Source organism: Methylomicrobium album BG8, assembly GCF_000214275.2.
Lineage (GTDB): Bacteria > Pseudomonadota > Gammaproteobacteria > Methylococcales > Methylomonadaceae > Methylomicrobium > Methylomicrobium agile.
The window spans coordinates 3812741-3835759 of record NZ_CM001475.1; the positions used below are offsets into that span (position 1 = coordinate 3812741).

Below are 23019 nucleotides of genomic sequence, written 5' to 3' on the forward strand. Positions count from 1 at the left end.
TTATGTGCGCTGCACAGAGTCCCGTTGCCTTTAGCCTTTATTTCATCCGCCAGGAAACGCATGACCGATCTGGAAAATTCCAAGCTGCCGGGCATCGCGCTGGTACTTGGTCTGCTGATCGGACTCGAACGCGGCTGGCGCGAATTCGGCGAAGGTATGCGCATCACAGGACTTTGCGCCTACGGCCTGATCAGTCTTTTGGGCGGATTAAGCGCACTGCTGGCCAGACAAGCCGGCCCCCTGCCGATCGGTGTCGTCTTCATAGCGCTGACGCTGATCCTACTGGCCACCTACAGCAAAAATCAAAACAAATTCGAAGATATCAGGATTACCAGCGAGACCGCCTCGATGCTTACCTTCATCCTGGGGGCACGGGCATGTCTTGCGGGCGGCATCATCGGCGGTCGTGGCGACGCTGCTGCTCGGCTTCAGGCCGCTGCTGCACGGCTGGGTCAGTAAACTTGACCAAAGAGAACTCGAAGCCACACTGAAACTGCTGCTGATCTCGGTCGTGATGCTGTCGGTTCTGCCCGATCAAGGTTACGGCCCCTGGCAAATGTTCAATCCCTACCCTGTCTGGTGGCTGGTGGTATTGATTGCGGGCATTTCGTATCTGGGCTATTTTGCGATCAAGATAACGGGCCACCGGCTCGGGCCGGTCGTGACCGGCGCCTTCGGCGGCCTGGTTTCGTCAACCGCGGTCGCGATCAATCCGGCGCGCATCGCGAAACACGACGACACCCTGCGCAACACGCTGGCGACGGGAACTTTAACCGCCTGCGCGACCATGTTCGCCCGCACCCTGCTCCTGGCGTTCATCATGAATTCGGCGTTGTTCCGCCAGCTTCTGGTTTCCCTGTCGGCGATGAGCGCCTTCACCTAATCTGGCGGCGCTGCCGCTTTGGTTGAATACCCAACCGAAGCGGGACGGCTCGGGCGACATACCGCTTGAAAATCCTCTCCAACTGGACATGGCGCTGAAGTTCGGCGCTTTCCTCTCCGTCATCATGCTGCTGTCGAAGTTTCTGCAAATCCAGTTCGGCAATGCGGGCGCGTACGCTCTGGCCGGCATGTCAGGAGTGGTCGATGTCGACCCGATCACCCTGTCAATGGCGCAGATGCACAAACAGGGCCTGGAAATCGCGGTCGCCGCACAGGCGGTTTTTATTACAGTAGCGGTCAACTCGGGTTTCAAGGGACTGCTGATCGGCGGGCGGGCGCTGGGTTTCAGGGTAGCCGGCCCGCTGGCCGCTTCGATCCTGACCGGATGGGTTCTGAATTGACCGCCGCCCCGGAATCTGGCGATTTTTCCCGCCGGCCGGTAATCCGCATGTCAAAGTCAGCCAATATAGGTGTACAATAAAAGGTTTTCTACAAACTCGATCTGCGCGGTTTCCTACGACTGACTGCGCCCGAACGTTAAAACTTCGACTATGGCTACAGAATCCCGTTATATCCAGCTCATGGACACGACCTTGCGCGACGGCGAACAGACGCAGGGCGTTTCGTTCACGCCAGCGGAAAAAGTCAATATTGCGAAGGCGCTCCTGCAATGGCTGCGCGTGGACCGGATCGAAGTGGCTTCGGCCCGGGTTTCGCAGGGCGAGAAAGAGGCGGTGGCCAGCATCAACGCATGGGCTCGCCAGGAAGGTTTTGCCGGCCGCGTCGAGGTCCTGGGCTTCGTCGATCATACGCGCAGCGTGAACTGGATTCTGGAAACCGGCGGCAGCGTGATCAACCTGTTGACCAAAGGCAGCGAGAAGCATTGCCGCGAGCAGCTCGGCAAAACGCTCGAACAACATACCCAGGACATTCGGCAAACGATCGACTATGCGCTGCAGAAGGGCCTGAAGGTCAACGTGTATCTGGAAGACTGGTCGAACGGCTACCAGAACAGCCCGGACTACGTATTCGGCCTGATGGACAATCTGAAGGATGCCGGCATCAGCCATTTCATGCTGCCCGACACGCTCGGCGTGATGGCGCCGGACGAAGTGTTCGCGAGCATCGGCGACATGTGCCGCCGCTACCCGGCGCTGCGGTTCGATTTTCACCCGCACAACGATTACGGCCTCGCGACCGCAAACGTGATGGCCGCGGTGCGCGCCGGCGTCAGCTCGGTCCATTGCACGGTCAACTGTCTCGGCGAACGGGCCGGCAACGCCTCGCTCGCGGAAGTCGCGGTCGTGCTGCGCGACAAGATGGCAATGGAACTGTCGATCGACGAAACCCATATCGTCCGGATCAGCCAGATGGTCGAAAACTTTTCCGGCAAGCGCATTGCCGCGAATGCGCCGGTCATCGGCTCCGACGTGTTCACGCAGACCGCCGGCATCCATGCCGACGGCGACCACAAGGGCGGGCTGTACAAGACGCGCCTGAGTCCCGAACGTTTCTCGCGCACGCGCAGTTATGCGCTAGGCAAGATGAGCGGCAAGGCATCGCTGAAAAAAAACCTGGAACTCCTGGAAGTCGACCTGTCCGAGGAGAATCAGAAAAAAGTGCTGGCCCGCATCGTGCAGCTTGGCGATTCGAAGCAAACGATCACGACCGAAGACCTGCCGTTCATCATCGCCGACGTGCTCGAAAGCAAGAGCTACGAGCATATCCGCCTGCTCAACTGTTCGATTACGAGCGGCCTCCATCTCGAATCGACCGCAAGCCTCCGGGTCGAAGTCAACGGCGGGAAACATCAGACTTCCGGTTCAGGAAACGGCGGCTTCGATGCGTTCATCGACGCGCTAGACAAAGTATTGAAACTGCACGACTACACCCTGCCCGCCTTGGCCGATTACGAAGTCCGGATACCGAAAGGAGGCCATACCGATGCGCTGACCGAATGCGTCATCACCTGGGATTGCGGCAGCGAGCTGCGCAAAACGCGCGGCGTGCATGCGAACCAAGTATTCGCCGGCGTGATGGCGACGCTGAAGATCATCAACATGCAGTTGCACGAACTGAAGGCGAGTCAGGTCTGATTCGGATTGATTGCGTGCCGGACGAAACCGGATCGGAATGCAGATCGGGGTAGGCAGAAAGCTGCCGCTCTGCAAGAGACGTATAGGTAGGTCGGGTTAGGCGCTAGCCGTAACCCGACATTTGGAAGCCGGAGTGGCGCTGAGTTACTCTATGTCGGCACACCCGGCCGGTAAGAATCATTAGTTAGGGTAAACCACTTTCGGCTCGAAGCTGGCCGCCGGATATTTCGGGTCGAACTCGGTTTGCTTGGCAGCGGCTTGCGCCTGTCCGGGGCATTTGACCGATTCGGAAGCACTGCCGCTCGATGCGGCGGTGGCCGCGTCCTTATCGATAAAGACGACTTTCGGCTGGAAGTTGGCGGCCGGGTATGGGTCGTCGCTGGCGGCTGACGCGCTAAATGAGCCGAACGCAAACCCCGCGGCCAAAAGTCCCAGAATGACTGTTTTTTTCATGATGATGTGTCTCCGATGATAAATGAGGGATAGCTCTGTTGGTTTCAAAGCCCGATAGCTTCTAGTATCGGGCAAATCGCAGCAATTGGCAACCCCGATTTGGCGCAACCGGAAGCCGGCGCCGAATCGCTACAGAAGTTGTTTTATATGGGGCGCACCGTCCAGAAGCCGGCGCCGGAACGCTTCGATTTCGTTTTCATCCTGCCTCAAATGCCGCTCGATCGGCACCCGAATATCCCCTATCACCGACATCGGTGAAGGCGACAGAAAAATCAGCCGGTCGGCCAGCGCAATCGCCTCGCGCAAATCATGGGTAACGAACAGCACCGTATGCGGACGCTTCCGCCAAAGATCCAGCAGCAATTCCCGGACCTGCCGCGCAGTCGGCGGATCGAGCGACACGAACGGTTCGTCCATCAAGAGCAGCTCGGGATCGATCGCGAATGCGCGGATGATCGCGACCCGCCGGCTCATCCCCAGCGACAGGCGTTCCGGATAGACGTGCTGGAAGCGGGTCAACCGCATCGCTTCGAGCAGAAAATCGACCGTATTGCCGGCGGATGATTCCTGCAGGACCAGCTCGATATTCTGCCTGACCGTGCGCCAGGGCAACAGGCGCGGATTCTGAAAGATATAACCGATCTTCGGCAGCGCCTGCTGGCGGCCGATCCGGATCTCGCCCCGGTAATCCCGATCGAGGCCGGCGACGATGTTCAGCAGGGTTGTCTTGCCGCAGCCGGACGGTCCGACCAGACAAACGAATTCGCCCGAATGTAGCGTCAGATGGAAATCTTGGATCGCCGCATGCGCCGCCGCCTGCCCTACCGCAGGAAAAACTTTCTCCCGGATGTCGATCCGAATATCGGTCACCGCCGCCACCTTTGCGATTTTTTATCCAGCGGCTTCAGAATCGTATATTCGATCCCCTGAATCACGATCACGAATGCGATCGAGTAAGCCAGGATGCTCGCCACATCGAACAACTGAAAATACAGATGCAGTTGAAAGCCGACGCCGTTGTTGCGGCCCAGCAGCTCGACGATCAATATGATTTTCCAGATCAGGGCCAGGCCGGAGCGGGTCGCGCTCATCAGGAACGGATGCAACTGCGGCCAGATCACATGCTGCAGCGTGTTCAGCCGGCTCATACGGTAGCAGCGCGCCATGTCCAGCAAGTCCTGATCGAGCGCACGGGCGCCTTCGCGGACCGTCACGACTACATTCGGCAGCTTGTTGATCACGACCGCCAATATCGCCGAGGCTTCGTTCAGCCCGAACCAGACGTAGCACAGAATGATCGTGACCAGCGCAGGAATGTTCAGGAAGATCACCAGCCAGTTGTCGAAGAAGGCGTCCAGTTTTTTGAGGCGCCCGAGCGCGAGCCCGATCGCGGAACCCAGCAGCATGGCGATCGTAAAGCTGACGATCAGTCGGACCAGCGTAGCGCCCAAATGATAAGTCAGTTGTCCGGAAATCAATTCCAGCCAGAACACACCCAGCACCATCAACGGCGAAGGCAACAGCGTACTGTTCAGCGAGAATGCGAGGCCCTGCCATATCGCGAAGAAAGCCGCCAGCGACAGGACTGGAAAAAATTTCTGCAATCTGTTCAAGATGCGCCGGATCAGTCGAGGGTCCAAAATGTACCGGGCTGCAGCGCGGCGGCCTCGCCGGTCAACCGGTTACCGCTCAACTCGCGCAGCAGCCGGTAAATCCGTTCCGCCGCCTGTTGCCCAGCTTTTCCGCCCGCCTGCACGATGCCGCTGCAATAGCGCTGCCTGAGCTTGTCTTGGGTAGCGTGGTCATTCGCTTTCAGCATGGGGATCACGTTCCGCCAGGTCTGATCTTCCGAGCATAACTGTTTTTTAGCGTTTTCCACCGCGTGCAGAAAATCGTTCACGGCCTGCTTATGAGCGTTAGCCCATCCTTGTTTGAACACATAACCGATATTCGCCACCGGCTCGGTGATCCCGAGCCCTTGCAGGATGCCTTTGCCGTCGATGATTTGCCGGTAACCCCGGGCTTCCAGTCGCGCCGCAAAATGCCAATAATTCAGCGCCGCATCGATACGCCCGAGTTTCAGTTGCTGGTCGATCAGAGGCGGCGCACCGAAGACTTTTTCGACGCTTGCCTCCAGGTCGACTCCTTCTTTTTTGGCCAGCGCCTTCAACAGCAGCCAGTTTTTATCGAGCTCGCCGCCCGCGATGCCGAGGCGTTTGCCTTTCAGGTCGGCGATCGACTTGATCGGGCTGTCGCCGGGGACAGTCAGCGCGCCGGAGGTGGTCGAATACGGGTAGAACGTCAAATCGGCACCTGAGGCGCGCATTCTGGACACCCAAATCCAGTCCGAAACGATCATGTCGACCGCGCCGGACTGCAGAGCGATCTTGCCGGCCTCGGCATTCGCGAGCGGCTGCGCCGCTACCGTAAAACTGCGCACCGCTTTTTGCGGGTCATGCTCCAGCGCCGACAGCTCCCAGCCTGACGTGCCGGCAACTTGGACGCCGATACGGATCGGAACTTGATCGCCTGCGCTGCCGCTGCTGGAAATTGACAGCAATACACCGAAAAGAATGTGATTCAGTTTGTTCATGACCATAACATTATAATCTGTCGGGTAATATTCTATCTCTGCCGGAACGGGAGCAACCAGCCAAGCTGGAATGGCGAATCGAACAGAATTATTGTTCAACCGTCACAAAGCCCATTTTCGCGATGCCGGCATGCTGCACCGCAGCCATTGCTTCGGCGACTTTGCCGTAATTGACGGCCTGGTCCGCATAGAGGTGGACGGCGATTTCCGGATCGCGGGCCAGTTCTTCTTTCAACGCCGCTTCGAGCGCCGCCATGTCCGCAAGCGGTTTTTTATTCAGCGTCAACACCCCGTGCGCGTCGATACCGAGCTGCAGCGGCTGATCCTTCACATCCGCGGTGGTCTGCGCGGTTTTCGGCAGATTCACCTTGACCGACTGGGTCAACAGCGGGGCGGTAACCAATAGAATGATCACCAGCACCAGCATCACATCCACCAACGGCGTTACGTTGATCTCGCTAACCGCGTCCTGATCGTCCGATTGCGCTTTAAAAGCCATGTTATTGCCTCGCGTGCGCGTCCGAATTGAACGCAATGTGCAGAAAGCCGTCGGCGAAGTTTTCCAGGCCAACCCGATGTTGCTTCGCGCGCTTCACGAAATAGTTATAGGCCAGCACCGCCGGCACCGCGACCGCAATCCCGATCGCGGTCGCAATCAGCGCGTCGCCGATCGGGCCGGCCACCACGTCGAGGCTCGCCGAGCCGCTCTTGCTGATGTCCTGCAACGCATTCATGATCCCGAGCACGGTTCCAAACAGGCCCACGAACGGCGCAGTGCTGCCGATGCTGGCGAGCATGGTGAGGCCGCTTTCCATGGTCCGCAGTTCATGCTGAGTCTGGATGCGCAGGGCCTGTTCGAGCAAGGCTTCCGGCTCGCCGCGGTATTTCAATGCCCCTCCGCCGGTTTCTTTCAAGTCGGTCAGCCAGACGAAGCCCCGTTGTGCGATGTTCGCCTTGGGGCCGCGGATGAGTGGGGCCGGCAGGTTTTCGGCCGCCTCCAGATTCGACGCTTCCCAGAAGGCGTCCAGGTAGCGCCGGTTATCGCGGCTGTTCCGGCTGAACTGCCAGGCCTTGAATACGATGATCGTCCAGGTGATCACCGAAAACAGCAGCAAAGTGTAGAGGGTGCCGTCGATAATCAGCGATGGCGGGATTTGCAGGGGCATCAACTTCTCCAGAAGGTTAGTCGTTCAGTTTGAATTGGATCGGCACGGTGACCGCGCTGGCGACCGGCGTATCGCCGCGTTTAGCCGGAATGAAGGTCCAACGCCGGACCGCCTCGATTGCCGCCTCATCGAGCAATTCATGGCCGCTGCCTTGCTGTACCGAAACGGCGGCACTCCGGCCGTCAGCGGTAACCTGAACACGCAACAGCACCTTGCCCTGCCAGCCGCGGCTTTTGGCCAGACGCGGATACTCGGGCTTAGGATTGGATTTGTAGTTGGCCCGGTAGTTCGCTTCGGTAAAAGGCTCTGTCTTCGGTTGAGCCGAAGGTCCTGCCGAAACCGCGGGCCGTGGCGGCATTGCTGCCGCGGTCGGCGCAGGGGTCGGCGCGGAGGCCGCGGTTTCCGCTCTCGCTGCCGGCGCTGGTTCAGACGGCGATACCGGCACCGGTTTGGGCGCTGGCGCCGGGACGGTTTTCCGTATTACCGGCGGCCTCTTCGGCGGCGCGGGGGCCTTCTTCGGCTTGACCGGTTTGGGCTGGGGTTTAGGCTGCTCGACCGGCGGTGCAGGCGGCGCCGGTTTAGCCGCTTGCGGCGCCGGAGCGGTCAGCAGTTCCACCGCCATCACCAACGGCTCGGCCGGCGTTTCCGGCACTGGCGCGCGCTGCAGGTAAGCGATCACCACCCCATGCACCAGCAGCACTCCCAGAAATATCAAAATCAATTGTCGATGCAGAGAATCGCCGTTTACCGAACCGCCATCCGGGGGTAGGCGCGCCGATTCGCTGCGGCTCTCGCCCGGAGCGTTTTCCCGGATTTTAAAAAACTGCATGAAGATAGTCAGACCGAACAATGTAAAAAGGCTATTTTAATAGCCTCGGCAGGGATTTACCAATCGGCAGCGATTTACCCGGCATTTCGGAACTGCGTACATATCGGCTTTAACCGTCAAAGCGAAAGATGATAAAATCCCGAATTCCTATCGTTCCATTATCACCCGCCGTGCAACCGCAGCACATCCAAGATTTCATCATGTCTTTTCCACACTGTTCATCACGACATTTATTGACGCTGGCCGCCCTGTTGCTGACCGCCTGCGCGGAAACCCGCCGGATTGCGGTAGACGGGCCGGCAATGACCGCTCAGCCTTTGGAGCCGCTGGCCGGATTTCAAGCGATTGACGGCGACGACTACTACGTTCGGCTGGTTTCCGAATTCTCCGGCCAGGGCGACAATTTTCTGAAAGGCGGCTGTTCCGACCTCGCGCCCTACCAAAAAGGCGATCTGTCGGCCGCCCTGGTTTACCGTGTCCGGAACGATACGATCAAATTTCAGGGTGAAGCCTCCGGCTTTCTGTACCAGGCCACGACCGGCAAGTGCAACTTCAGGTTCGACGCCAAAAAACTTTATTTAACACCCTGGCTGCGCCTCGACACCGGCAAGCAAACGCAGATGGATTACGACTTCTATACCAATGCGAACAGCGATCTGGACGTGTCGAGCCTAGTCGGCGACGTAAATGCCGCAAGCGGCATTCTGGCCTTGACAGGCGCGGGGCTCGGCGTCGCAATCATGGGACAGATGGCCGGGCAATGGGTACAAGCCAATCAACAGGCCGCTCCGGCGCAGAATCAATCCTCCACCAAGCAAAGCTCGGAATCGCACTCGCTGCCGGCGCTGACCGCCTACGCCGGTAAAACCGGCAAACTGAATCAGGCCGTATTCGACATTTTCGAAATCGACGAAGGCGGGCTTAACCCGTTCAAAGTCGAAACCAGAACGCTGGGCAAACTGAAGGTTTATCCCGAAATCGCGCCGACCCTGCTCTTGCGCGCCGGGTCCGACGGTGTGCCCGACGCCCGCGACATGTCCTTCGAAGAATTGAGCCGGTCGACGATCAAAGCCGCGTCGGGCGACATCAGCCTGGCACAATTGCTCGACCAGTCGCAGCCGCTCGACAAACCCAACCTGAAGCCGGACTGGAAAAATTACGCGGAGGTGGAAAACAACTGCCGAAAGCTGAAACTGACCACGAAGGCGCTGGGCTTCAACAAGTTCGACCGCAACGCGCTGCTGTATTATTTCCTCGCCAACAGCGGCGACTGGAAAAACTACAACACCGACCGGCGCCGGGCGACGGACAGCGAGCTCCGCCCGAGAGCGATCGCCGAATACCGCGCAAAGAATTTCGGCGTCTGTCTGGCTGAAGACGATTATGCGGTCATGAAAACGATGGGCCTGGCGGTCAATACGCGGGCCGACTGGGATCAGCTCGATGCCACGAGCCTCCAGCAGGAACGGCTGTTCTCGCCCCTACAATCGATCGAGCGGCAATTGCTGGCGGTGCTGCGGAATACGTCGGCCGCCGAAATGGAACGGCAACTGTATCCGCTATTGATGACCGGCGACAAGGTGAACGGCAAGGTCTTGCTCCAAAACCATCTGGGCGATTTCGGACTGGAAAGACTGTTGAATCCGCCGGCGGCGGCCGTTCCCGCCGCGCCTGCGCCGATCGATACCTCCCTTCCGCCGGCGCCTCCCGCACCCCAGGCCGCACTTCCCGTTTCGCCGATTCCCGGCGAAGGGATTCAGGTCAGCGCCGCACAACTGACCCAGGTATTTCAAGGCCTGAAAATCGGCGAATTGAGCTGTGCGCGTCCGGCGCCTGGGCTGCAAGGCAAAGGCATCGGCATCCTGCTCTTCACCACCCGCGAAGGCAGCCCGAGAGCCAAAGGCGGCGCGCTGGAATTCGAATTCGCGGACGGAAAAATCAGCCGGATCGCTTTTCAGTTGCCGACCTTCCGCGACTTCGAACAGGACATTGCCGACCGCCCCGAAGTCGGCGGCTGCCGAATCGATCCGGCTTGGTTGACGAAACTGCACTGATGAGGCAAAACCGGCGGCCCGGCTGGGCCGCCTTCCGGCTAAGGCACGGAAATACGCATTTCACCCTGATCCTGGGCCATTTTGAAATTCCGGAGAATGTTCATTCCGAGCAGCGGCTGGCGCAGATTCGGAACGATCATGCCTTCCGCGTCCTTGACCAGGAAATGTCCAAACCGGAGTTCCGGGATCACCGCCATGCAGGCCTCGGCCCTGCCGTTCGCGGTGTCCGTCACCGCCTTTGCTTTGCAGACGAGGCCGGCCGCCGAGGCCTCGTGGCTGGGCAACGACACGACCGAAGCGCCGGTATCGATCATAAATACCAACGGCTTGCCGTTGATGGCCCCCTCGACATAATAATGCCCACTGCCGTGCTGCGGCAATAACAGCGGCGCAGACGCTTCAGGCGCTTTTGAAGGCGAGAGTTTGCTGGTCTGAAACGAAGAGAGCGCCTCGGCCTGCGCCGCGCAGGGCGTTTTTTGATACAGCAGGCGGCCTTCCGGGTTTTTGCATTTGTAAATCTGCGCAGCAAAGGACGGCGGCATGGCTAATGCCGTTAAAAATACGCCAACGAAAAACTGGATGATTGGTTTGCGCACAACTCCCCCGATCGAATCTGTCTGCTGCGGCGTACGGTGTTGCCGCCGAACTTACCAGACACTATAGACGATACCGGAGGATATTGCTGTTTTGGGCCAGAAAATCCGATATCAGACGCATTTTCATACATCTGAAGAATGTAATATTCTTCCCACGAAACTATGCTTCGCCCGAAAGGCAATAAAAAAGGGCTCAGGTTTTCACCTGAGCCCTTGAATTCGTGGTGGCGATGGGTGGGATCGAACCACCGGCCTTGGGGTTATGAATCCCACGCTCTAACCGGCTGAGCTACATCGCCTGCTTGGTAGCTTCAATAGAAGCGGAATTATAAATAGGGTATGGCTCTTTGTCAAACGTTGAATCGGAAATGCATCACGTCGCCGTCCTTGACGATGTAGTCCTTGCCTTCGAGTCGCCATTTGCCGGCGTCTTTCGCTCCCTGCTCGCCCTTGTAGGCAATAAAATCTTCGTAGGCGATCACTTCGGCGCGGATGAAGCCGCGCTCGAAATCGGTGTGAATCACGCCGGCCGCTTGCGGGGCGGTCGCACCGACCGGGATGGTCCAGGCGCGGACTTCCTTCACGCCGGCGGTAAAATAGGTCGCCAGGTTCAATAATTTGTAGCCGGCGCGGACTACCCGGTTCAGGCCCGGCTCTTCGAGGCCCAGGTCGTCCAGAAACTCCTGCTTCTCTTCGTCTTCGAGCTGGGCGATTTCGGCTTCGATCGCCGCGCAGATCGGCACGACCGTCGCGCCTTCCTGCGCGGCGAACGCCTGCACGGCATCGAGCAACGGATTATTCTCGAAGCCGTCGTCCTGCACGTTCGCGATGTACATGGTCGGCTTGATCGTCAACAGGCACAGTTCCTTGACCCAGGCTTTTTCGTCGTCGGACAGCCCCATCGCGCGCGCCGGCTGCCCCGCATCCAGATGCTGATAGATTTTTTCGAGCACCTCTTTCTTGGCCAGTTCGTCCTTGTTACCCGATTTGGAGGCTTTCGCAGCCCGGGTCAGCGCTTTTTCGACGGTCGCCATGTCGGCCAGCGCCAGTTCGGTGTTGATCACTTCGATATCGGAAACCGGATCGACCTTGCCCGCGACGTGCACGACGTTCTCATCGTGGAAGCAGCGCACGACATGCGCGATCGCATCGGTTTCGCGGATGTTGCCGAGGAACTGGTTGCCGAGCCCCTCCCCTTTCGAGGCGCCGGCGACCAGGCCCGCGATATCGACGAATTCGATCGTGGTCGGCAGCACGCGTTCGGGCTTCACGATCTCCGCCAGTTTGTCCATCCGTCCGTCCGGCACCGGCACGACGCCGACGTTCGGGTCGATCGTACAGAAAGGGTAGTTTTCGGCCGCGATCTTGGCCCGGGTCAACGCGTTAAACAGAGTCGATTTGCCGACGTTCGGCAGCCCGACGATTCCACAATACAATGCCATAGGTTGCTATTTTTCGAATCGGAGAGGGTATTTAAGGGCGGCAATTATACAGCAAACGGTTATTCAGGCGGCCGAGATTTTCAGCTTCACGGTCAAGCGGCGGAATTCGGCATCGGGCATCGCATCCTTTACGATCAGCAGCGCTTTCTTGCGGGTCGAGCGCGGCTCGTAGTGCAGCCAGATCGCAAACGGCGTCAGGACGGATGACGGAAGTATCGCCACCGGTTCGTCATCGATGGCCCAACCCGAACCCTCCAGATAGCCGATCGCGACTTGACGGCTTCCTGCCTCTCTCGCCGCAAAGTAAAAATGCACGGGAAGCACGAGGCTCAGCAAGAGTTTTCCGGGCCAGGGCAAGGCGCTGATCAGGCAGGCGATCATCGCCAGGCCATGCCCGGCCGATAAGGCATACTGCAACCGGCGGGACGGCCCGACCGCAAACCGGGCGGGATGAAGGGCATGAGGGTAAGGCACGACTGAACTCCTGAAGATTCGGCCCGGAATGAATGATTGCACAAAAAATGGAAACGACTTGGATCATAGGATTATATACGGCAATGACTGTTCGCGGATTAGGGTGAGCCATTATCTAAGAATTTGGCCGATATTAACTTCCTAGTATGAGGGACAGACCTGCCAGGTTTTTAAAACCTGGCAGGTCTTGGGCCGATAAGTTATTTGGAGCCAAATCCTAAGGAACTTCATATTGCAGCCGGGTCCCTAATAAAACGATTCTTATAGATTTATAAGAAGAGCGCTATGTGAATTTATACAGTAAATAAGGGAGGCGTTATGGCAAGAGCAAATCCTATTCAAGTGCAAGAGTGCTTATCCGGCATGGATTACCCTGCCGATAAAGAAGAGATTATCAACCATGCCAAAGATCAGGGCGCGAATGAGGATGTGATGCAGGCACTCCAACGGTTGCCGGAACAAGATTACAGGACCGCTGCCGACGTGAGCCGGGCTATCGGTCAAATTCAATAACTTTTTGAGCCATTGGTACTCATTGATATACAGCATTTTAGATCGAGCTCAGCTTCGGTCTAAGGTGCTGTTTTTTTTACGGCGGAAATAAAACAGGCCCAGGCAAAGCTACTTCGGCGTAATTCCACATTTTTGCCCAGCCCATCATATACGCAAGTGTTCAATCCCCTCTTTGAAAAAGAGGGGTTAGGGGAGATTTTTTAGATAAATCCCCCTCGATCCCCCTTTTTCAAAGGGGGAGGTGTTTTTGGCGAAACCCTCCTTTTTCAAAGGAAGAGGGGGACACTTACTCTATATTCAAAACCTTTCTTATTAAGAATTACACCTGACGCCAATATATAAACTGGCGTTAATAAAGGGCAGGCCGTTAAAAAGATCGACCTAAGCTCGCTGACGTACATACGGGGAAATGATTACTAATAGAATAAGGAACGAGAATAATATTCAGGAGGTACTGTATGGCCATATCAGAAGAGACCCGGAAAACCCATGATACTCCCTCGAAATGCGCCAACCCTGCCTGCAGTTGCAACGTCTCTCCCGACCGGAAATACTGCAGCGAGCAGTGCGCCGGCATGGCTACCATGGATAGCTGCGACTGCGGCCATCTCGAATGCGAAGCTTACACGGAGCAGGAGCGATGAAAGGCAACGTCAGCGATTTTCTCGTGCGGCGCTTGTCCGAATGGGGCGTCAAACGCATTTACGGTTATCCGGGCGACGGCATCAACGGCGTGTTCGGCGCGCTGAACCGGGCTTCCGGCCTGATCGATTATATCCAGGTGCGGCACGAGGAAATGGCCGCCTTCATGGCCTGCGCGCACGCCAAATTCACCGGCGAAGTCGGCGTCTGCATCGCCACCTCGGGGCCCGGCGCGATCCATCTGTTGAACGGCTTGTACGACGCCAAACTCGATCATCAGCCCGTGGTCGCGATCGTCGGCCAGCAGAAACGCGAATCGCTGGGCGGCAACTACCAGCAGGAAGTCGATCTGATTTCGCTGTTCAAAGATGTCGCCCATGAATATGTTCACATGGTCACCACGCCGTCGCAAATGCGCCATATCGTCGATCGCGCCATGCGCATCGCGCAAGTCGAACGCAACGTCTGCTGCATCATTATTCCCAACGACGTGCAGGAAATGGATGCCGAAAAGCCGCCGCGCGAACACGGCAGCGTGTTTTCCGGCGTCGGTTACCAACCGCCACGCACCGTGCCGCAAATCGAAGAACTCCAGCGAGCGGCCGACATTTTGAATGCCGGCGAAAAAGTCGCGATGCTGATCGGGGCCGGCGCGCTGCAGGCAGCGCCCGAAGTTCTGGAAGCCGCCGACCTGCTGGGCGCCGGAATCGCCAAAGCGCTGTTGGGCAAGGCCGCCGTACCCGATGATCTTCCCTTCGTAACCGGCTCCATCGGGCTGTTGGGCACCCGGCCCAGCTACGAGATGATGACCGATTGCGACACGCTGCTGATGGTCGGTTCGAGCTTCCCCTATTCCGAATTCCTGCCCGAAGAAGACCAGGCGCGCGGCGTGCAGATCGATATCAACGGCCGGATGACCAGCCTGCGCTACCCGATGGAGGTGAACCTGATCGGCGACAGCGCGGAAACCCTGCGTTTGCTGATTCCGCTCCTCAAACGCAAAGATGACCGCAGCTGGCGCGAAAGGATCGAAAAGAACGTCGCAAACTGGTGGGAAACCCTGGCGGACCGCGCCATGGAATCGGCCGATCCGATCAATCCGCAGCGGGTATTCTGGGAGCTGTCGCCGCGCCTCCCCGATCACTGCATACTGACTTGCGATTCGGGTTCGGCGGCCAATTGGTATGCGCGCGACCTGAAAATCCGCACCGGCATGATGGCGTCGTTGTCAGGCGGCCTGGCGACGATGGGCTGCGGCGTACCGTATGCGATTGCGGCCAAGTTCGCCCATCCCGACCGCGCCGTCATCGCGCTGGTCGGCGACGGCGCGATGCAGATGCTGGGCATGAACGAACTGATCACGATCGGCAAATACTGGCAGCGCTGGAGCGATCCGCGTTTAATCGTACTGGTTCTCAACAACCGCGACCTGAACCAGGTGACCTGGGAGCAGCGCGCCATGGCCGGCGATCCGAAATTCGAAGCCTCGCAGGATGTACCCGATTTCCCTTATGCGCGCTTTGCCGAACTGGCCGGCCTGCAGGGGATTCGCGTCGACCGGCCGGACCAGCTGGCCGACGCCTGGGAGCGCGCGCTCGGCGCCGAACGGCCGGTCGTGCTGGAAGCCACTGTCGATCCCGACGTGCCGCCTTTGCCGCCGCACATCACCTTCAAGCAGGCGAAAGCCTACGCTTCGGCGATCCTGCAGGGCGACCCGGATTCGGTCGATGTGATCAAGGCTTCGATGAAGCAGATCTTTTGAGCGAAGATAATGTGCGCGGCAAGCCGCCCCAACTTCAATGGCCCTCCCATCGCCGGCCTGCGGGGGTCGGCCTTCCTGATTCCGACCGCTTCGCCGGAATCCGACGGCACGTTCGCCTGGGAAGCGACCACGCTGGTGCTGGTCGAAGCCCGTGCGGCCGGCAAGACCGGCATCGGTTTCAGTTATGCCGATACGTCGACGGTCAAATTGATCAACGACACGCTGGCCGGCCGGGTGGTCGGCTGCGATGCACTGGCGGTCGAGTATTGCCGGAACGCCATGACGGCAGCGATCCGCAATCTGGGCCGGCCGGGCATCTGTGCGATGGCGATTGCCGCCGTCGATAACGCGCTGTGGGACTTGAAGGCGCGGCTGCTCGATTTGCCTTTGGTTTCGCTGTGGGGACAGGTGAGAACGGGCATCCCCGTGCACGGCAGCGGCGGCTTTACCTCCTATTCGATCGAGGCACTGCAGGCCCAGTTATCCGGCTGGGTCGAGCAAGGCATCCGGCGCGTCAAAATGAAAATCGGCCGCGAACCGAAAGAGGACGTGTACCGCGTCGCCGCCGCGCGCGAGGCGATCGGGCCGGACGCGGAGCTTTTCGTCGACGCCAACGGCGCCTATTCACGCAAACAGGCCCTGGCAATGGCAGAGGCTTTTGCCGAAACGGGCGTTTCGTGGTTCGAAGAACCCGTTCCGAGCGACGATCTGGAAGGGTTGCGGCTGCTCCGCGACCGGGCGCCGCCGGGCATGGACATCAGCGCCGGGGAATACGGCTACGACTGTGTGTATTTCCGCCGCATGCTGGAAGCCGGCGCCGTCGATGTGCTGCAGGCCGACGCGACCCGCTGCGCGGGCATGACCGGTTTTCGGCAGGCGGCTGTTCTGTGCCGCGCTTTCAATCTTCCGCTTTCCAGCCATTGCGCGCCGTCGATGCATGCCCACATCTGCTACGCGGAGATGCCGGTACGGCATCTGGAATTTTTTTACGACCATGTGCGCATCGAAAAAATGCTGTTCGACGGCGCGCTCGAACCGGTGAACGGGGAGTTGAGGCCCGACCTGCCCCGGCCGGGTTCGGGACTGGGGTTCAAGCATGCCGATGCCATGCCTTATGCGATTTAAGCCATGACGATCGCCAAGCCGGATGCACAGGCCCTTGCCGCGGAGCTGCGCCGAACACTCCAGGGCGAAGTGCGCTTCGACGACGGCAGCCGCGCGCTTTACGCCACCGACGCCTCGAATTACCGCCAAGTGCCGATCGGAGTCGTCATACCTACATCGGTCGACGACATCGTCGCCACCGTCGCTGCCTGCCTCCGTTACAACGCGCCGGTGGTTTCGTCGCGGCCGGGATATCGCCGCAGCGCCGTCTGCCGCGTTTTGCGTCGGAAACTTTCCGGCACTGGTTCAACGCGCGCACGTCCGGCCATCCCGGCCAGCCGGACGTGATGCTCTGGCCGGATACGTTCAACAATCATTTTCATCCCGAAACCGCCAAGGCCGCTGTCGCGGCGCTGGAAGCGGCGGGTTTTCGGGTGCGCATCCCCGGGCGGCGTCTTTGCTGCGGATGGCCTTTGTACGATTTCGGGATGCTGGACCAGGCCAGGCACCGGCTGCGGCAGATTCTTGCCGAGCTGCGTCCCGCCATCGAAGACGGTATTCCGCTGGTCGGTCTGGAACCCGCCTGCGTAGCGGTTTTCCGCGACGAACTGGTGAATTTCTTTCCCGACGATGAACTGGCGCAGCGGTTGAGCCGGCAAACCTATTTCTTCAGCGAATTCTGGATGCAGAAGGCGCCGGAATTCACTTTTCCGAAGCTGGTGAAGAAAGCCCTTTTGCACGGGCATTGCCATCAGAAAGCGCTTGCGGACATCGCCGCCGAAAAGGCCCTGCTCGACAAGCTCGGGCTGGACGTGCGGGTGCTCGACTCGGGATGCTGCGGCATGGCCGGCTCGTTCGGCTTCGAACGGGACAAAGCCGACGTGGCGTCGCAAATCGGCGAGCTGGTGCTGTTGCCGGCGGTGCGCCAGGCCGAACCGGACACGCTGATCGTGGCCGACGGCTTTAGCTGCCGCGAACAAATCGCACAGTTGACCGAAAGGCGCGCTCTGCATACGGCGGACGTCCTATTCATGGCGCTGCGGGAAGGAAAATGCGGATCGGTTCCGGATTGAGGCGCATCGAAAACGCCGGCTTTACCGGCCTAACGCATGCCGTAGTCTATCGGCGATAGATCAGGAGGGTGCTTTATGAACGACAGGCAATCGAAACGGGACCGTATTTCCCGAACTCCACAGGTCGTGGCGATCACCGGCGCCGGCGCCGGCGTCGGCCGCGCCACGGCGCGGCGGTTTGCCGAGGAAGGCGCCTGCATCGGGCTGATCGGACGCGATCCGGACCGTCTCGAACAAGCGGTCGAAGAAGTGCGGCGCCTGGGCGGAACGGCGGCGGTGTGTCCGGCCGACGTCGCCGACGCGGCACTGGTCGAAGCGGCGGCGGCCGGCGTGGAAGCGGCATTCGGGCGTATCGACGTCTGGATCAACAATGCAATGGCCACGATCTATTCGCCGTTCCACGAGATTTCCCCGGAGGATTACAAGCGGGCCACCGAGGTGACCTATCTGGGCGCCGTCTACGGCACGATGGCGGCGCTCCGGCGCATGCGGCCCCGGAACGAAGGATTGATCCTGCAGGTCGGTTCGGCGCTGGCTTACCGGGCGATTTCGCTGCAGGCGCCTTACTGCGGCGCCAAATTCGCGATCCGCGGCTTTACCGACGCCCTGCGCTGCGAACTGCGGCACGACAGCAGCCGGGTCAGAGTGACGATGGTGCATTTGCCCGCGCTCAATACGCCGCAATTCGACTGGGGTAAAAACCGTCTGCCGATGCGGCCGCAGCCGGTGCCGCCCATTTTCCAACCGGAAATGGCGGCCAGGGCCATCTGCTGGGCCAGCCGCCACTACCGGCGCGAAGTCTATGTCGGTTTACCGACCATCAAAGCCATCTGGGCGAACAAGTTCGTTCCCGGTCTGGCCGACCGCTATCTGGTGCGTACCGGCTATGCCGCCCAGCAAAGCCGACAGCCGGCCGAAGCCACGGATCCCGACAACCTGTGGCAGCCCGTGGCAGGCAACTTTGCGGCCCGCGGCCGCTTCAGCGGACGGGCCGAAGACGGCACCCTGCAACTGTGGGCAAGCCTTTACCGCGGCCCGCTTGCCGCAGGCTTGCTGGCGGCCGGCTGGTGGGCCTGCCGGCGGTGGCGGGACAGGCGCGATAAATCCGCCTTGAGGGAACTTTGAATAAATCCAATTATCTCCCTCCCCCTTTGGGCATAAGTACCCGTTGAACGTACTTGGCACAGAGCAATGCAAGAGCGATTACCGGGAGCGTAGGAGGGGTAGAGGCGCCAGCCGAAACCCATCGATCGAAGCCCATCGCAATAACCATACCGTACACCGGTTGATGGGTTTCGCTTCGCTCTACCTATCCTATTTCCATGTTTGTCAAGGCGAGAAGTTGTGTATCGAGGCTCGTCCGTACCGGCACTAAAATCCATCCACAATCAAAGGAGGTCATCGCCATGAATATCGGCCACAAGCGCTGGATCGTCGCCGACGGTTACATTCCGGCGGGCAGCACCGGCAGCGGGCGGGAGTTGGTCAGCCACGATGCGCTGTGCATTCTGAACTGCGGCCACCGGGACGCGCGAATCGAGCTCAAGCTTTACTTTTCGGACCGCAAGCCCGCCGGCCCGTACCGCTTTACGGTCGAGGCGGAGCGTACCCGGCATCTGCGCTTCAACGACTTCGCCGATCCCGAGCCCGTGCCGCACAATACCGATTACGCCAGCGTCATCGACGCGGACGTGCCGGTCATCGTCCAGCATACGCGCCTCGATTCCCGGCAGCCGGCGCTGGCCCTAATGACTACGATCGCTTACCCGGCGTGATGCGATGAATTGCCCATCGGCCGAGGATAACCGGAATGCGAATCGCGGACCGCTCGCGCATGATCGCCTGCATGAGAGCATCGAGTCAGAACCGAGCCTTCGCTGCCGTATTTCGATGGACGCTTCGCCGTGGTGCACTTCCGGCATGAACGCGTCACTGAGGCCGAGGTATGCTTGCCGGGTGTCAAACGCCATAATCTGCAAAAATTAGGACTTGATCGATAACTGCAAAAAATGAGTCCGAATAAAATTTCCCCTGGATAGACAAGCTTCGCTCCCATCTATCTGTCACTTGCTATCGTTATTCGATTGACTTGATTTAAAGCATAAAACCGCCGTGACCTGTAGAGCGGATGCCGACAGGCGTCCCCCCCCAAAAGTCGGAAGACATAGCAAATTTAACATCAGGCGGAACCCGGCAAGCCGGTTCCGCCTTACAGATTTAATCGGCATGGCGTTTTCATCTTTCTCCGCATCAGAAAAGGACATACAATCCATTTTTGAGAAAAGGAGTTGCGGAACCATGCATAAATGCCTCCCTGCGATCGCCTGCTGGTTGTTGGCTTGGCTTCCTGCCGAAGGATCATGCCGGGAGGCGACGGTCGTGTCCATACCGGCGGGAGAATGCACGCTCAGCCTCGAAGCGGACGAGGAATGGCGCACCCTGCGTCTGCGCACGCACCATCCGCGTTATCGGCCCTGCACTGTCGACCGGCAAACGGTCCTCGCACTTCTCGACGCAGCATTCGCCAAAACCGAACCGCCCGCGCTGCAAGACGGATACACGTCTCTGTATCTCGGCCGGCTGATCGATTATCCCTGGCTATCCCGTTATCTGGCCGAAACCGCCTACCGGGACCCACGCTGGAACCGGAAAACAGGCCGGCCGGTCAAGGCGAAAATCAACGCTTATACGGCCCGCCTGCTTGATAACCGGGACCTGCTGAAGCCGATTCAGGCCGAACTCGGCAGACACGGCTACCGCATCGCCGGTGTCTCGGTCGAAAAAGTACTGGTCGGCCACGCTTCCGACCTGCCCGGCTCCGCACCGACACGGCTCGCCGGCCGAATTCCCTTCGATGCGCAGGTCTGGCTACAGTTGCGGGAACTGTCGCACGATAGACCTTCAAGACTTGATCGTCTTTTCCTCGCCGGCCAACAGCCGCTGAATATTGCTTTTATGCCGCCACAGCAGCACTACGGTCATCAGCGCCACCGCTACGACCAGCATCGGATTGCCGACGATGAACCAGGCATAGGCCGGCGCCAGTACCGCCGCGGTCAGCGCGGACAGGGACGAAATTTTGCCAACCTTGTACATCAGCAGCCACGTCGCGACGAAAGCGAGGCCCAACACCCAGGAAAAGCCGAACAGCACGCCGATCGTGGTCGCAACGCCCTTGCCGCCTTTAAATCCGAAAAAGATCGGGTAAAGATGTCCTATGAAAGCTGCAAGGCCGGTTGCGGCGAGCAGTCCGGCCGGCATGCCGAGCAGATGGGCGGCGTAAACAGGAATCAATCCTTTCAGCAAATCGCCCGACAAGGTAGCGGCCGCCGCCTTCTTGCCGCCGATGCGCATTACGTTGGTCGCTCCCGGATTGCCGGAGCCCTGCTCGCGCGGATCGGGCAGGCCCATCAGCCGGCAAATGATAATCGCACTGGAAACCGACCCTATCAGATAGGCCGCAGGAACAAACAACCACTCAATCATATACACCTTTCGTCAATCAAAACTTGTAAGCCGAGGGCAATTCCCCGATACTTAGCGCTTTTAAAAAAGCGCTCATCATAACCGGAAAACTACCATGGACATCATTTTTTTAGGCGGGCTGGAGATCAAAACGATCATCGGCATTTACGACTGGGAACGGGAAACGAAACAAAGCGTGGTGCTCGATATCGAAATGGGGTTCGACATCGGAAAAGCCGCCGAAACCGACGACATCCAGTACGCGCTCGACTACAAAAAAGTCTCCAAGCGGATCATCGGCTTTGTCGAGGAGAGTCAGTTTTTTCTGGTCGAGAAGCTCGCGGTGGAAATCGTCAAAATCATCCAGAACGAATTTCAGGTACCTTGGGTCAAACTGACGTTGAACAAGAAAGGCGCGATCAGCGGCGCCAGCGATGTCGGCATCATGATCGAACGAGGGGATCGCAAACAGTGACCAGAGGCTATATCAGCATCGGCAGCAATATCGAGAAAGAAAGGAATATCCACAGCGCATTGCGCGAGCTGTCCCTGCTTTTTGGCGGATTGGTGGTTTCGAGCACATACGAGACCGAACCCGTCGGCTTCGACGGGGCTACCTTCCATAACCTGATCGTCGGCTTCGACTCCGACCTGGACGTCAAAACGATCGCGAAACAGCTCCGGCAGATAGAGCTGGATCACGGCCGTACGCGCGGATGCAAAAAATTTTCATCCCGAACCCTCGATTTGGATCTGATCCTGTTCGGCGACCTGATCATCAACGACGACGGCCTGCAGATTCCGCGCGACGAAATCGAACGCTACGCATTCGTTCTGGAACCGCTTGCCGAAATCGCCGACGATTTGCGGCATCCGGTCAGCGGCATCCGCTACCGCGATCTGTGGGAACGCTTCGACAAGGACGGTCTCGCGCAAAAACGGATCAAACGGGGCTGGTCGTCAATAGAATAAGGTGCGCCCGCCGTCGACGGTCAATATCTGGCCGGTCATGTAATCGGCATCCCGGACCAGAAACGAAACCGCTTTCGCGATATCGTCCGGCTCGCCGCTTCGCTTCAGGGCCACGCGCTGCAGGATCTCCTGTTTGTGCGGGTCTGACAGATCGTGCTCAGGCCAGATGATGGCGCCTGGCGCCACGCCGTTGACGCGGACCTCCGGCCCCATTTCCTTGGCCAAAACACGGGTCATCGCCGCAAGCCCTGCCTTCGCGATGCTGTACACCGAGAAATCGGGCAAGCCGCGTTCGGCATGAATGTCGACGATATTCACGACGCATCCCTGCCTGGCCTTCAGACTGTCGCGCAGAGCCTGTGCGAGAAAAAACGGCGCTTTCAGGTTGCTGCCGAGCAGTTCGTCCCATTGCGCTTCGGAAGCCTCGCCGAAAGGCGTCGCATAAAATGCCGAGGCATTATTGATCAGGACGTCGATGCCTCCACCGATTTCCAGCGCCGCTTTGGCAAGCCGTTCCAGCTGATTCTTGTCCAGCAGGTCGGCCTGCAGCGCGCTGGCCGAAGCCGGCCGCAGCCGGTTCAATTCGTCGCACAGTTCAAGCGCTTCCCGTTCCGACGCCTTATAATGCACGATCACATGGCAGCCTTCCCGGTGCAGCCGCCGCGCGCAGGCGGCGCCGATCCGTTTGGCCGCGCCGGTTATCAGTACGTTTTTTTGCATCGATTCTGCTCCGCCATGATAAATCTTCTGCTGTTTCTCCCTTTGCTGATTACTCTCGCCTCCTGCGGCAAATCCTCCGACTCGCTAAGGATCTGGCCGATATTAACTTCCTGGTATGGGTGGTAGACCTGCCAGGTTTTTAAAACCTGGCAGGTCTTGGGCCGGGAAGTTATTTGGAGCCAA

28 protein-coding genes and 1 tRNA gene are annotated in these 23019 nt (G+C 59.0%); 15 read left to right on the forward strand and 14 right to left on the reverse strand.

The features are described 5' to 3' along the window. Window positions 1–60: 60 nt before the first annotated feature. The 4 genes from METAL_RS21700 (at window position 61) to METAL_RS16555 (ending at window position 2978) form a co-directional block, all read left to right on the forward strand. A complete protein-coding gene (locus tag METAL_RS21700) occupies window positions 61–459 on the forward strand; it encodes an MgtC/SapB family protein (RefSeq protein WP_245549402.1) in 399 nt (132 codons plus the stop codon). After that, entirely contained in the window at window positions 383–883 is a 501-nt protein-coding gene (locus tag METAL_RS21885) for an MgtC/SapB family protein (RefSeq protein WP_281023969.1), read from the forward strand. The genes METAL_RS21700 and METAL_RS21885 overlap by 77 nt, the downstream gene beginning before the upstream one ends. A gap of 22 nt (window positions 884–905) precedes the next feature. Then, entirely contained in the window at window positions 906–1283 is a 378-nt protein-coding gene (locus METAL_RS21890; protein WP_281023970.1) for a DUF4010 domain-containing protein, read from the forward strand. A gap of 150 nt (window positions 1284–1433) precedes the next feature. After that, window positions 1434–2978, forward strand: coding sequence for an alpha-isopropylmalate synthase regulatory domain-containing protein (locus tag METAL_RS16555; RefSeq protein ID WP_040578373.1), 1545 nt, complete (start codon window positions 1434–1436; stop codon window positions 2976–2978). A 180-nt stretch (window positions 2979–3158) separates the two neighbouring features. Here METAL_RS16555 and METAL_RS16560 read toward each other — a convergent pair whose 3' ends face one another. From METAL_RS16560 to METAL_RS16590, 7 genes are all read right to left on the reverse strand, one after another. After that, window positions 3159–3431, reverse strand: a complete 273-nt coding sequence (locus tag METAL_RS16560) for a hypothetical protein (RefSeq protein WP_005374136.1) — start codon at window positions 3429–3431, stop codon at window positions 3159–3161. A gap of 129 nt (window positions 3432–3560) precedes the next feature. Next, window positions 3561–4301, reverse strand: coding sequence for an ABC transporter ATP-binding protein (locus METAL_RS16565; protein ID WP_005374137.1), 741 nt, complete (start codon window positions 4299–4301; stop codon window positions 3561–3563). Further along, window positions 4298–5044, reverse strand: a complete 747-nt coding sequence (locus METAL_RS16570) for an ABC transporter permease (protein WP_005374138.1) — start codon at window positions 5042–5044, stop codon at window positions 4298–4300. The genes METAL_RS16565 and METAL_RS16570 overlap by 4 nt, the downstream gene beginning before the upstream one ends. 11 nt (window positions 5045–5055) lie before the next feature. Then, window positions 5056–6030: an ABC transporter substrate-binding protein gene (locus tag METAL_RS16575; RefSeq protein ID WP_005374139.1), complete on the reverse strand. Its 975-nt coding sequence runs from the start codon at window positions 6028–6030 to the stop codon at window positions 5056–5058. Between the two features lie 82 nt (window positions 6031–6112). Then, window positions 6113–6523, reverse strand: coding sequence for an ExbD/TolR family protein (locus tag METAL_RS16580; RefSeq protein ID WP_005374140.1), 411 nt, complete (start codon window positions 6521–6523; stop codon window positions 6113–6115). Between the two features lies 1 nt (window position 6524). Further along, window positions 6525–7190 (reverse strand): MotA/TolQ/ExbB proton channel family protein, encoded by a 666-nt coding sequence (locus METAL_RS16585; protein ID WP_005374141.1) that lies wholly within the window; start codon window positions 7188–7190, stop codon window positions 6525–6527. 16 nt (window positions 7191–7206) lie between these two features. Next, entirely contained in the window at window positions 7207–8019 is an 813-nt protein-coding gene (locus METAL_RS16590; protein WP_005374143.1) for an energy transducer TonB, read from the reverse strand. 200 nt (window positions 8020–8219) lie between these two features. Between METAL_RS16590 and METAL_RS16595 the strand changes: the two genes are divergently transcribed. Beyond that, a complete protein-coding gene (locus METAL_RS16595; RefSeq protein ID WP_040578576.1) occupies window positions 8220–10073 on the forward strand; it encodes a hypothetical protein in 1854 nt (617 codons plus the stop codon). Between the two features lie 38 nt (window positions 10074–10111). On the opposite strand, the gene METAL_RS16600 is transcribed toward METAL_RS16595, so the two are convergent. The 4 genes from METAL_RS16600 to METAL_RS16615 all read right to left on the reverse strand — a co-directional run bounded on the left by METAL_RS16600 (window position 10112) and on the right by METAL_RS16615 (window position 12585). Beyond that, window positions 10112–10615 carry a TIGR02281 family clan AA aspartic protease gene (locus METAL_RS16600; protein WP_005374146.1) on the reverse strand — a complete coding sequence of 168 codons (504 nt, stop codon included), beginning with the start codon at window positions 10613–10615 and terminating at the stop codon, window positions 10112–10114. A 276-nt stretch (window positions 10616–10891) separates the two neighbouring features. Further along, a tRNA-Met gene (locus METAL_RS16605) sits at window positions 10892–10968 on the reverse strand. A gap of 51 nt (window positions 10969–11019) precedes the next feature. Continuing rightward, the gene (gene ychF / locus METAL_RS16610; RefSeq protein ID WP_005374148.1) at window positions 11020–12111 is read right to left on the reverse strand and encodes a redox-regulated ATPase YchF; all 1092 of its coding nucleotides are present in this window, start codon (window positions 12109–12111) and stop codon (window positions 11020–11022) included. Window positions 12112–12174: 63 nt separating this feature from the next. Continuing rightward, window positions 12175–12585 (reverse strand): protein YgfX, encoded by a 411-nt coding sequence (locus METAL_RS16615; RefSeq protein ID WP_005374151.1) that lies wholly within the window; start codon window positions 12583–12585, stop codon window positions 12175–12177. A gap of 318 nt (window positions 12586–12903) precedes the next feature. Here METAL_RS16615 and METAL_RS16620 point away from each other — a divergent pair, with 318 nt between their 5' ends. The 8 genes from METAL_RS16620 to METAL_RS16650 all read left to right on the forward strand — a co-directional run bounded on the left by METAL_RS16620 (window position 12904) and on the right by METAL_RS16650 (window position 19454). Then, window positions 12904–13098 carry a DUF2795 domain-containing protein gene (locus METAL_RS16620; protein WP_005374152.1) on the forward strand — a complete coding sequence of 65 codons (195 nt, stop codon included), beginning with the start codon at window positions 12904–12906 and terminating at the stop codon, window positions 13096–13098. Window positions 13099–13556: 458 nt separating this feature from the next. After that, the gene (locus tag METAL_RS21180) at window positions 13557–13742 is read left to right on the forward strand and encodes a hypothetical protein (RefSeq protein ID WP_005374153.1); all 186 of its coding nucleotides are present in this window, start codon (window positions 13557–13559) and stop codon (window positions 13740–13742) included. After that, complete coding sequence (locus METAL_RS16625) at window positions 13739–15502, forward strand: thiamine pyrophosphate-requiring protein (protein WP_005374154.1); 1764 nt, start codon at window positions 13739–13741, stop codon at window positions 15500–15502. The genes METAL_RS21180 and METAL_RS16625 overlap by 4 nt, the downstream gene beginning before the upstream one ends. 9 nt (window positions 15503–15511) lie before the next feature. Then, window positions 15512–16627: an enolase C-terminal domain-like protein gene (locus tag METAL_RS16630; protein ID WP_005374155.1), complete on the forward strand. Its 1116-nt coding sequence runs from the start codon at window positions 15512–15514 to the stop codon at window positions 16625–16627. Window positions 16628–16630: 3 nt separating this feature from the next. Beyond that, window positions 16631–16954: an FAD-binding oxidoreductase gene (locus tag METAL_RS16635; protein WP_040578374.1), complete on the forward strand. Its 324-nt coding sequence runs from the start codon at window positions 16631–16633 to the stop codon at window positions 16952–16954. Next, complete coding sequence (locus tag METAL_RS16640; protein ID WP_040578375.1) at window positions 16954–17679, forward strand: (Fe-S)-binding protein; 726 nt, start codon at window positions 16954–16956, stop codon at window positions 17677–17679. The genes METAL_RS16635 and METAL_RS16640 overlap by 1 nt, the downstream gene beginning before the upstream one ends. A 75-nt stretch (window positions 17680–17754) precedes the next feature. Then, window positions 17755–18804, forward strand: coding sequence for an SDR family oxidoreductase (locus tag METAL_RS16645; RefSeq protein ID WP_005374157.1), 1050 nt, complete (start codon window positions 17755–17757; stop codon window positions 18802–18804). 281 nt (window positions 18805–19085) lie between these two features. Further along, on the forward strand, window positions 19086–19454 hold the full coding sequence (locus tag METAL_RS16650) for a sensory rhodopsin transducer (protein ID WP_005374159.1): 369 nt from the start codon (window positions 19086–19088) through the stop codon (window positions 19452–19454). Window positions 19455–19742: 288 nt separating this feature from the next. On the opposite strand, the gene METAL_RS21185 is transcribed toward METAL_RS16650, so the two are convergent. Continuing rightward, window positions 19743–20066, reverse strand: a complete 324-nt coding sequence (locus tag METAL_RS21185; protein WP_213069408.1) for a hypothetical protein — start codon at window positions 20064–20066, stop codon at window positions 19743–19745. Between the two features lie 514 nt (window positions 20067–20580). After that, a complete protein-coding gene (gene plsY / locus METAL_RS16660) occupies window positions 20581–21165 on the reverse strand; it encodes a glycerol-3-phosphate 1-O-acyltransferase PlsY (protein WP_005374162.1) in 585 nt (194 codons plus the stop codon). Window positions 21166–21259: 94 nt separating this feature from the next. Between plsY and folB the strand changes: the two genes are divergently transcribed. Continuing rightward, window positions 21260–21619: a dihydroneopterin aldolase gene (folB, locus tag METAL_RS16665; protein WP_005374163.1), complete on the forward strand. Its 360-nt coding sequence runs from the start codon at window positions 21260–21262 to the stop codon at window positions 21617–21619. Further along, window positions 21616–22116 (forward strand): 2-amino-4-hydroxy-6-hydroxymethyldihydropteridine diphosphokinase, encoded by a 501-nt coding sequence (gene folK / locus METAL_RS16670; protein ID WP_005374171.1) that lies wholly within the window; start codon window positions 21616–21618, stop codon window positions 22114–22116. Before folB ends, folK begins: the two co-directional genes overlap by 4 nt. Here folK and METAL_RS16675 read toward each other — a convergent pair. Next, window positions 22105–22836: a pteridine reductase gene (locus METAL_RS16675; protein ID WP_005374172.1), complete on the reverse strand. Its 732-nt coding sequence runs from the start codon at window positions 22834–22836 to the stop codon at window positions 22105–22107. The genes folK and METAL_RS16675 overlap by 12 nt on opposite strands. Window positions 22837–23019: the final 183 nt, after the last annotated feature.

What these genes read in the sequence shown, in the direction of transcription:
- METAL_RS16650 (WP_005374159.1), top strand. Translation starts at nt 19,086, where the DNA reads ATGAATATCGGCCACAAGCGCTGGATCGTCGCCGACGGTTACATTCCG.
- METAL_RS16590 (WP_005374143.1), bottom strand. Translation starts at nt 8,019, where the DNA reads ATGCAGTTTTTTAAAATCCGGGAAAACGCTCCGGGCGAGAGCCGCAGC.
- METAL_RS21185 (WP_213069408.1), bottom strand. Translation starts at nt 20,066, where the DNA reads ATGGACACGACCGTCGCCTCCCGGCATGATCCTTCGGCAGGAAGCCAA.
- METAL_RS21700 (WP_245549402.1), top strand. Translation starts at nt 61, where the DNA reads ATGACCGATCTGGAAAATTCCAAGCTGCCGGGCATCGCGCTGGTACTT.
- METAL_RS16555 (WP_040578373.1), top strand. Translation starts at nt 1,434, where the DNA reads ATGGCTACAGAATCCCGTTATATCCAGCTCATGGACACGACCTTGCGC.
- METAL_RS21180 (WP_005374153.1), top strand. Translation starts at nt 13,557, where the DNA reads ATGGCCATATCAGAAGAGACCCGGAAAACCCATGATACTCCCTCGAAA.
- METAL_RS16600 (WP_005374146.1), bottom strand. Translation starts at nt 10,615, where the DNA reads ATGCCGCCGTCCTTTGCTGCGCAGATTTACAAATGCAAAAACCCGGAA.
- ychF (WP_005374148.1), bottom strand. Translation starts at nt 12,111, where the DNA reads ATGGCATTGTATTGTGGAATCGTCGGGCTGCCGAACGTCGGCAAATCG.
- METAL_RS16620 (WP_005374152.1), top strand. Translation starts at nt 12,904, where the DNA reads ATGGCAAGAGCAAATCCTATTCAAGTGCAAGAGTGCTTATCCGGCATG.
- METAL_RS16635 (WP_040578374.1), top strand. Translation starts at nt 16,631, where the DNA reads ATGACGATCGCCAAGCCGGATGCACAGGCCCTTGCCGCGGAGCTGCGC.
- folB (WP_005374163.1), top strand. Translation starts at nt 21,260, where the DNA reads ATGGACATCATTTTTTTAGGCGGGCTGGAGATCAAAACGATCATCGGC.
- METAL_RS16640 (WP_040578375.1), top strand. Translation starts at nt 16,954, where the DNA reads ATGCTCTGGCCGGATACGTTCAACAATCATTTTCATCCCGAAACCGCC.
- METAL_RS16575 (WP_005374139.1), bottom strand. Translation starts at nt 6,030, where the DNA reads ATGGTCATGAACAAACTGAATCACATTCTTTTCGGTGTATTGCTGTCA.
- METAL_RS16580 (WP_005374140.1), bottom strand. Translation starts at nt 6,523, where the DNA reads ATGGCTTTTAAAGCGCAATCGGACGATCAGGACGCGGTTAGCGAGATC.
- plsY (WP_005374162.1), bottom strand. Translation starts at nt 21,165, where the DNA reads ATGATTGAGTGGTTGTTTGTTCCTGCGGCCTATCTGATAGGGTCGGTT.
- METAL_RS16585 (WP_005374141.1), bottom strand. Translation starts at nt 7,190, where the DNA reads ATGCCCCTGCAAATCCCGCCATCGCTGATTATCGACGGCACCCTCTAC.
- METAL_RS16560 (WP_005374136.1), bottom strand. Translation starts at nt 3,431, where the DNA reads ATGAAAAAAACAGTCATTCTGGGACTTTTGGCCGCGGGGTTTGCGTTC.
- METAL_RS16675 (WP_005374172.1), bottom strand. Translation starts at nt 22,836, where the DNA reads ATGCAAAAAAACGTACTGATAACCGGCGCGGCCAAACGGATCGGCGCC.
- METAL_RS16630 (WP_005374155.1), top strand. Translation starts at nt 15,512, where the DNA reads ATGTGCGCGGCAAGCCGCCCCAACTTCAATGGCCCTCCCATCGCCGGC.
- METAL_RS16645 (WP_005374157.1), top strand. Translation starts at nt 17,755, where the DNA reads ATGAACGACAGGCAATCGAAACGGGACCGTATTTCCCGAACTCCACAG.
- METAL_RS16595 (WP_040578576.1), top strand. Translation starts at nt 8,220, where the DNA reads ATGTCTTTTCCACACTGTTCATCACGACATTTATTGACGCTGGCCGCC.
- METAL_RS16625 (WP_005374154.1), top strand. Translation starts at nt 13,739, where the DNA reads ATGAAAGGCAACGTCAGCGATTTTCTCGTGCGGCGCTTGTCCGAATGG.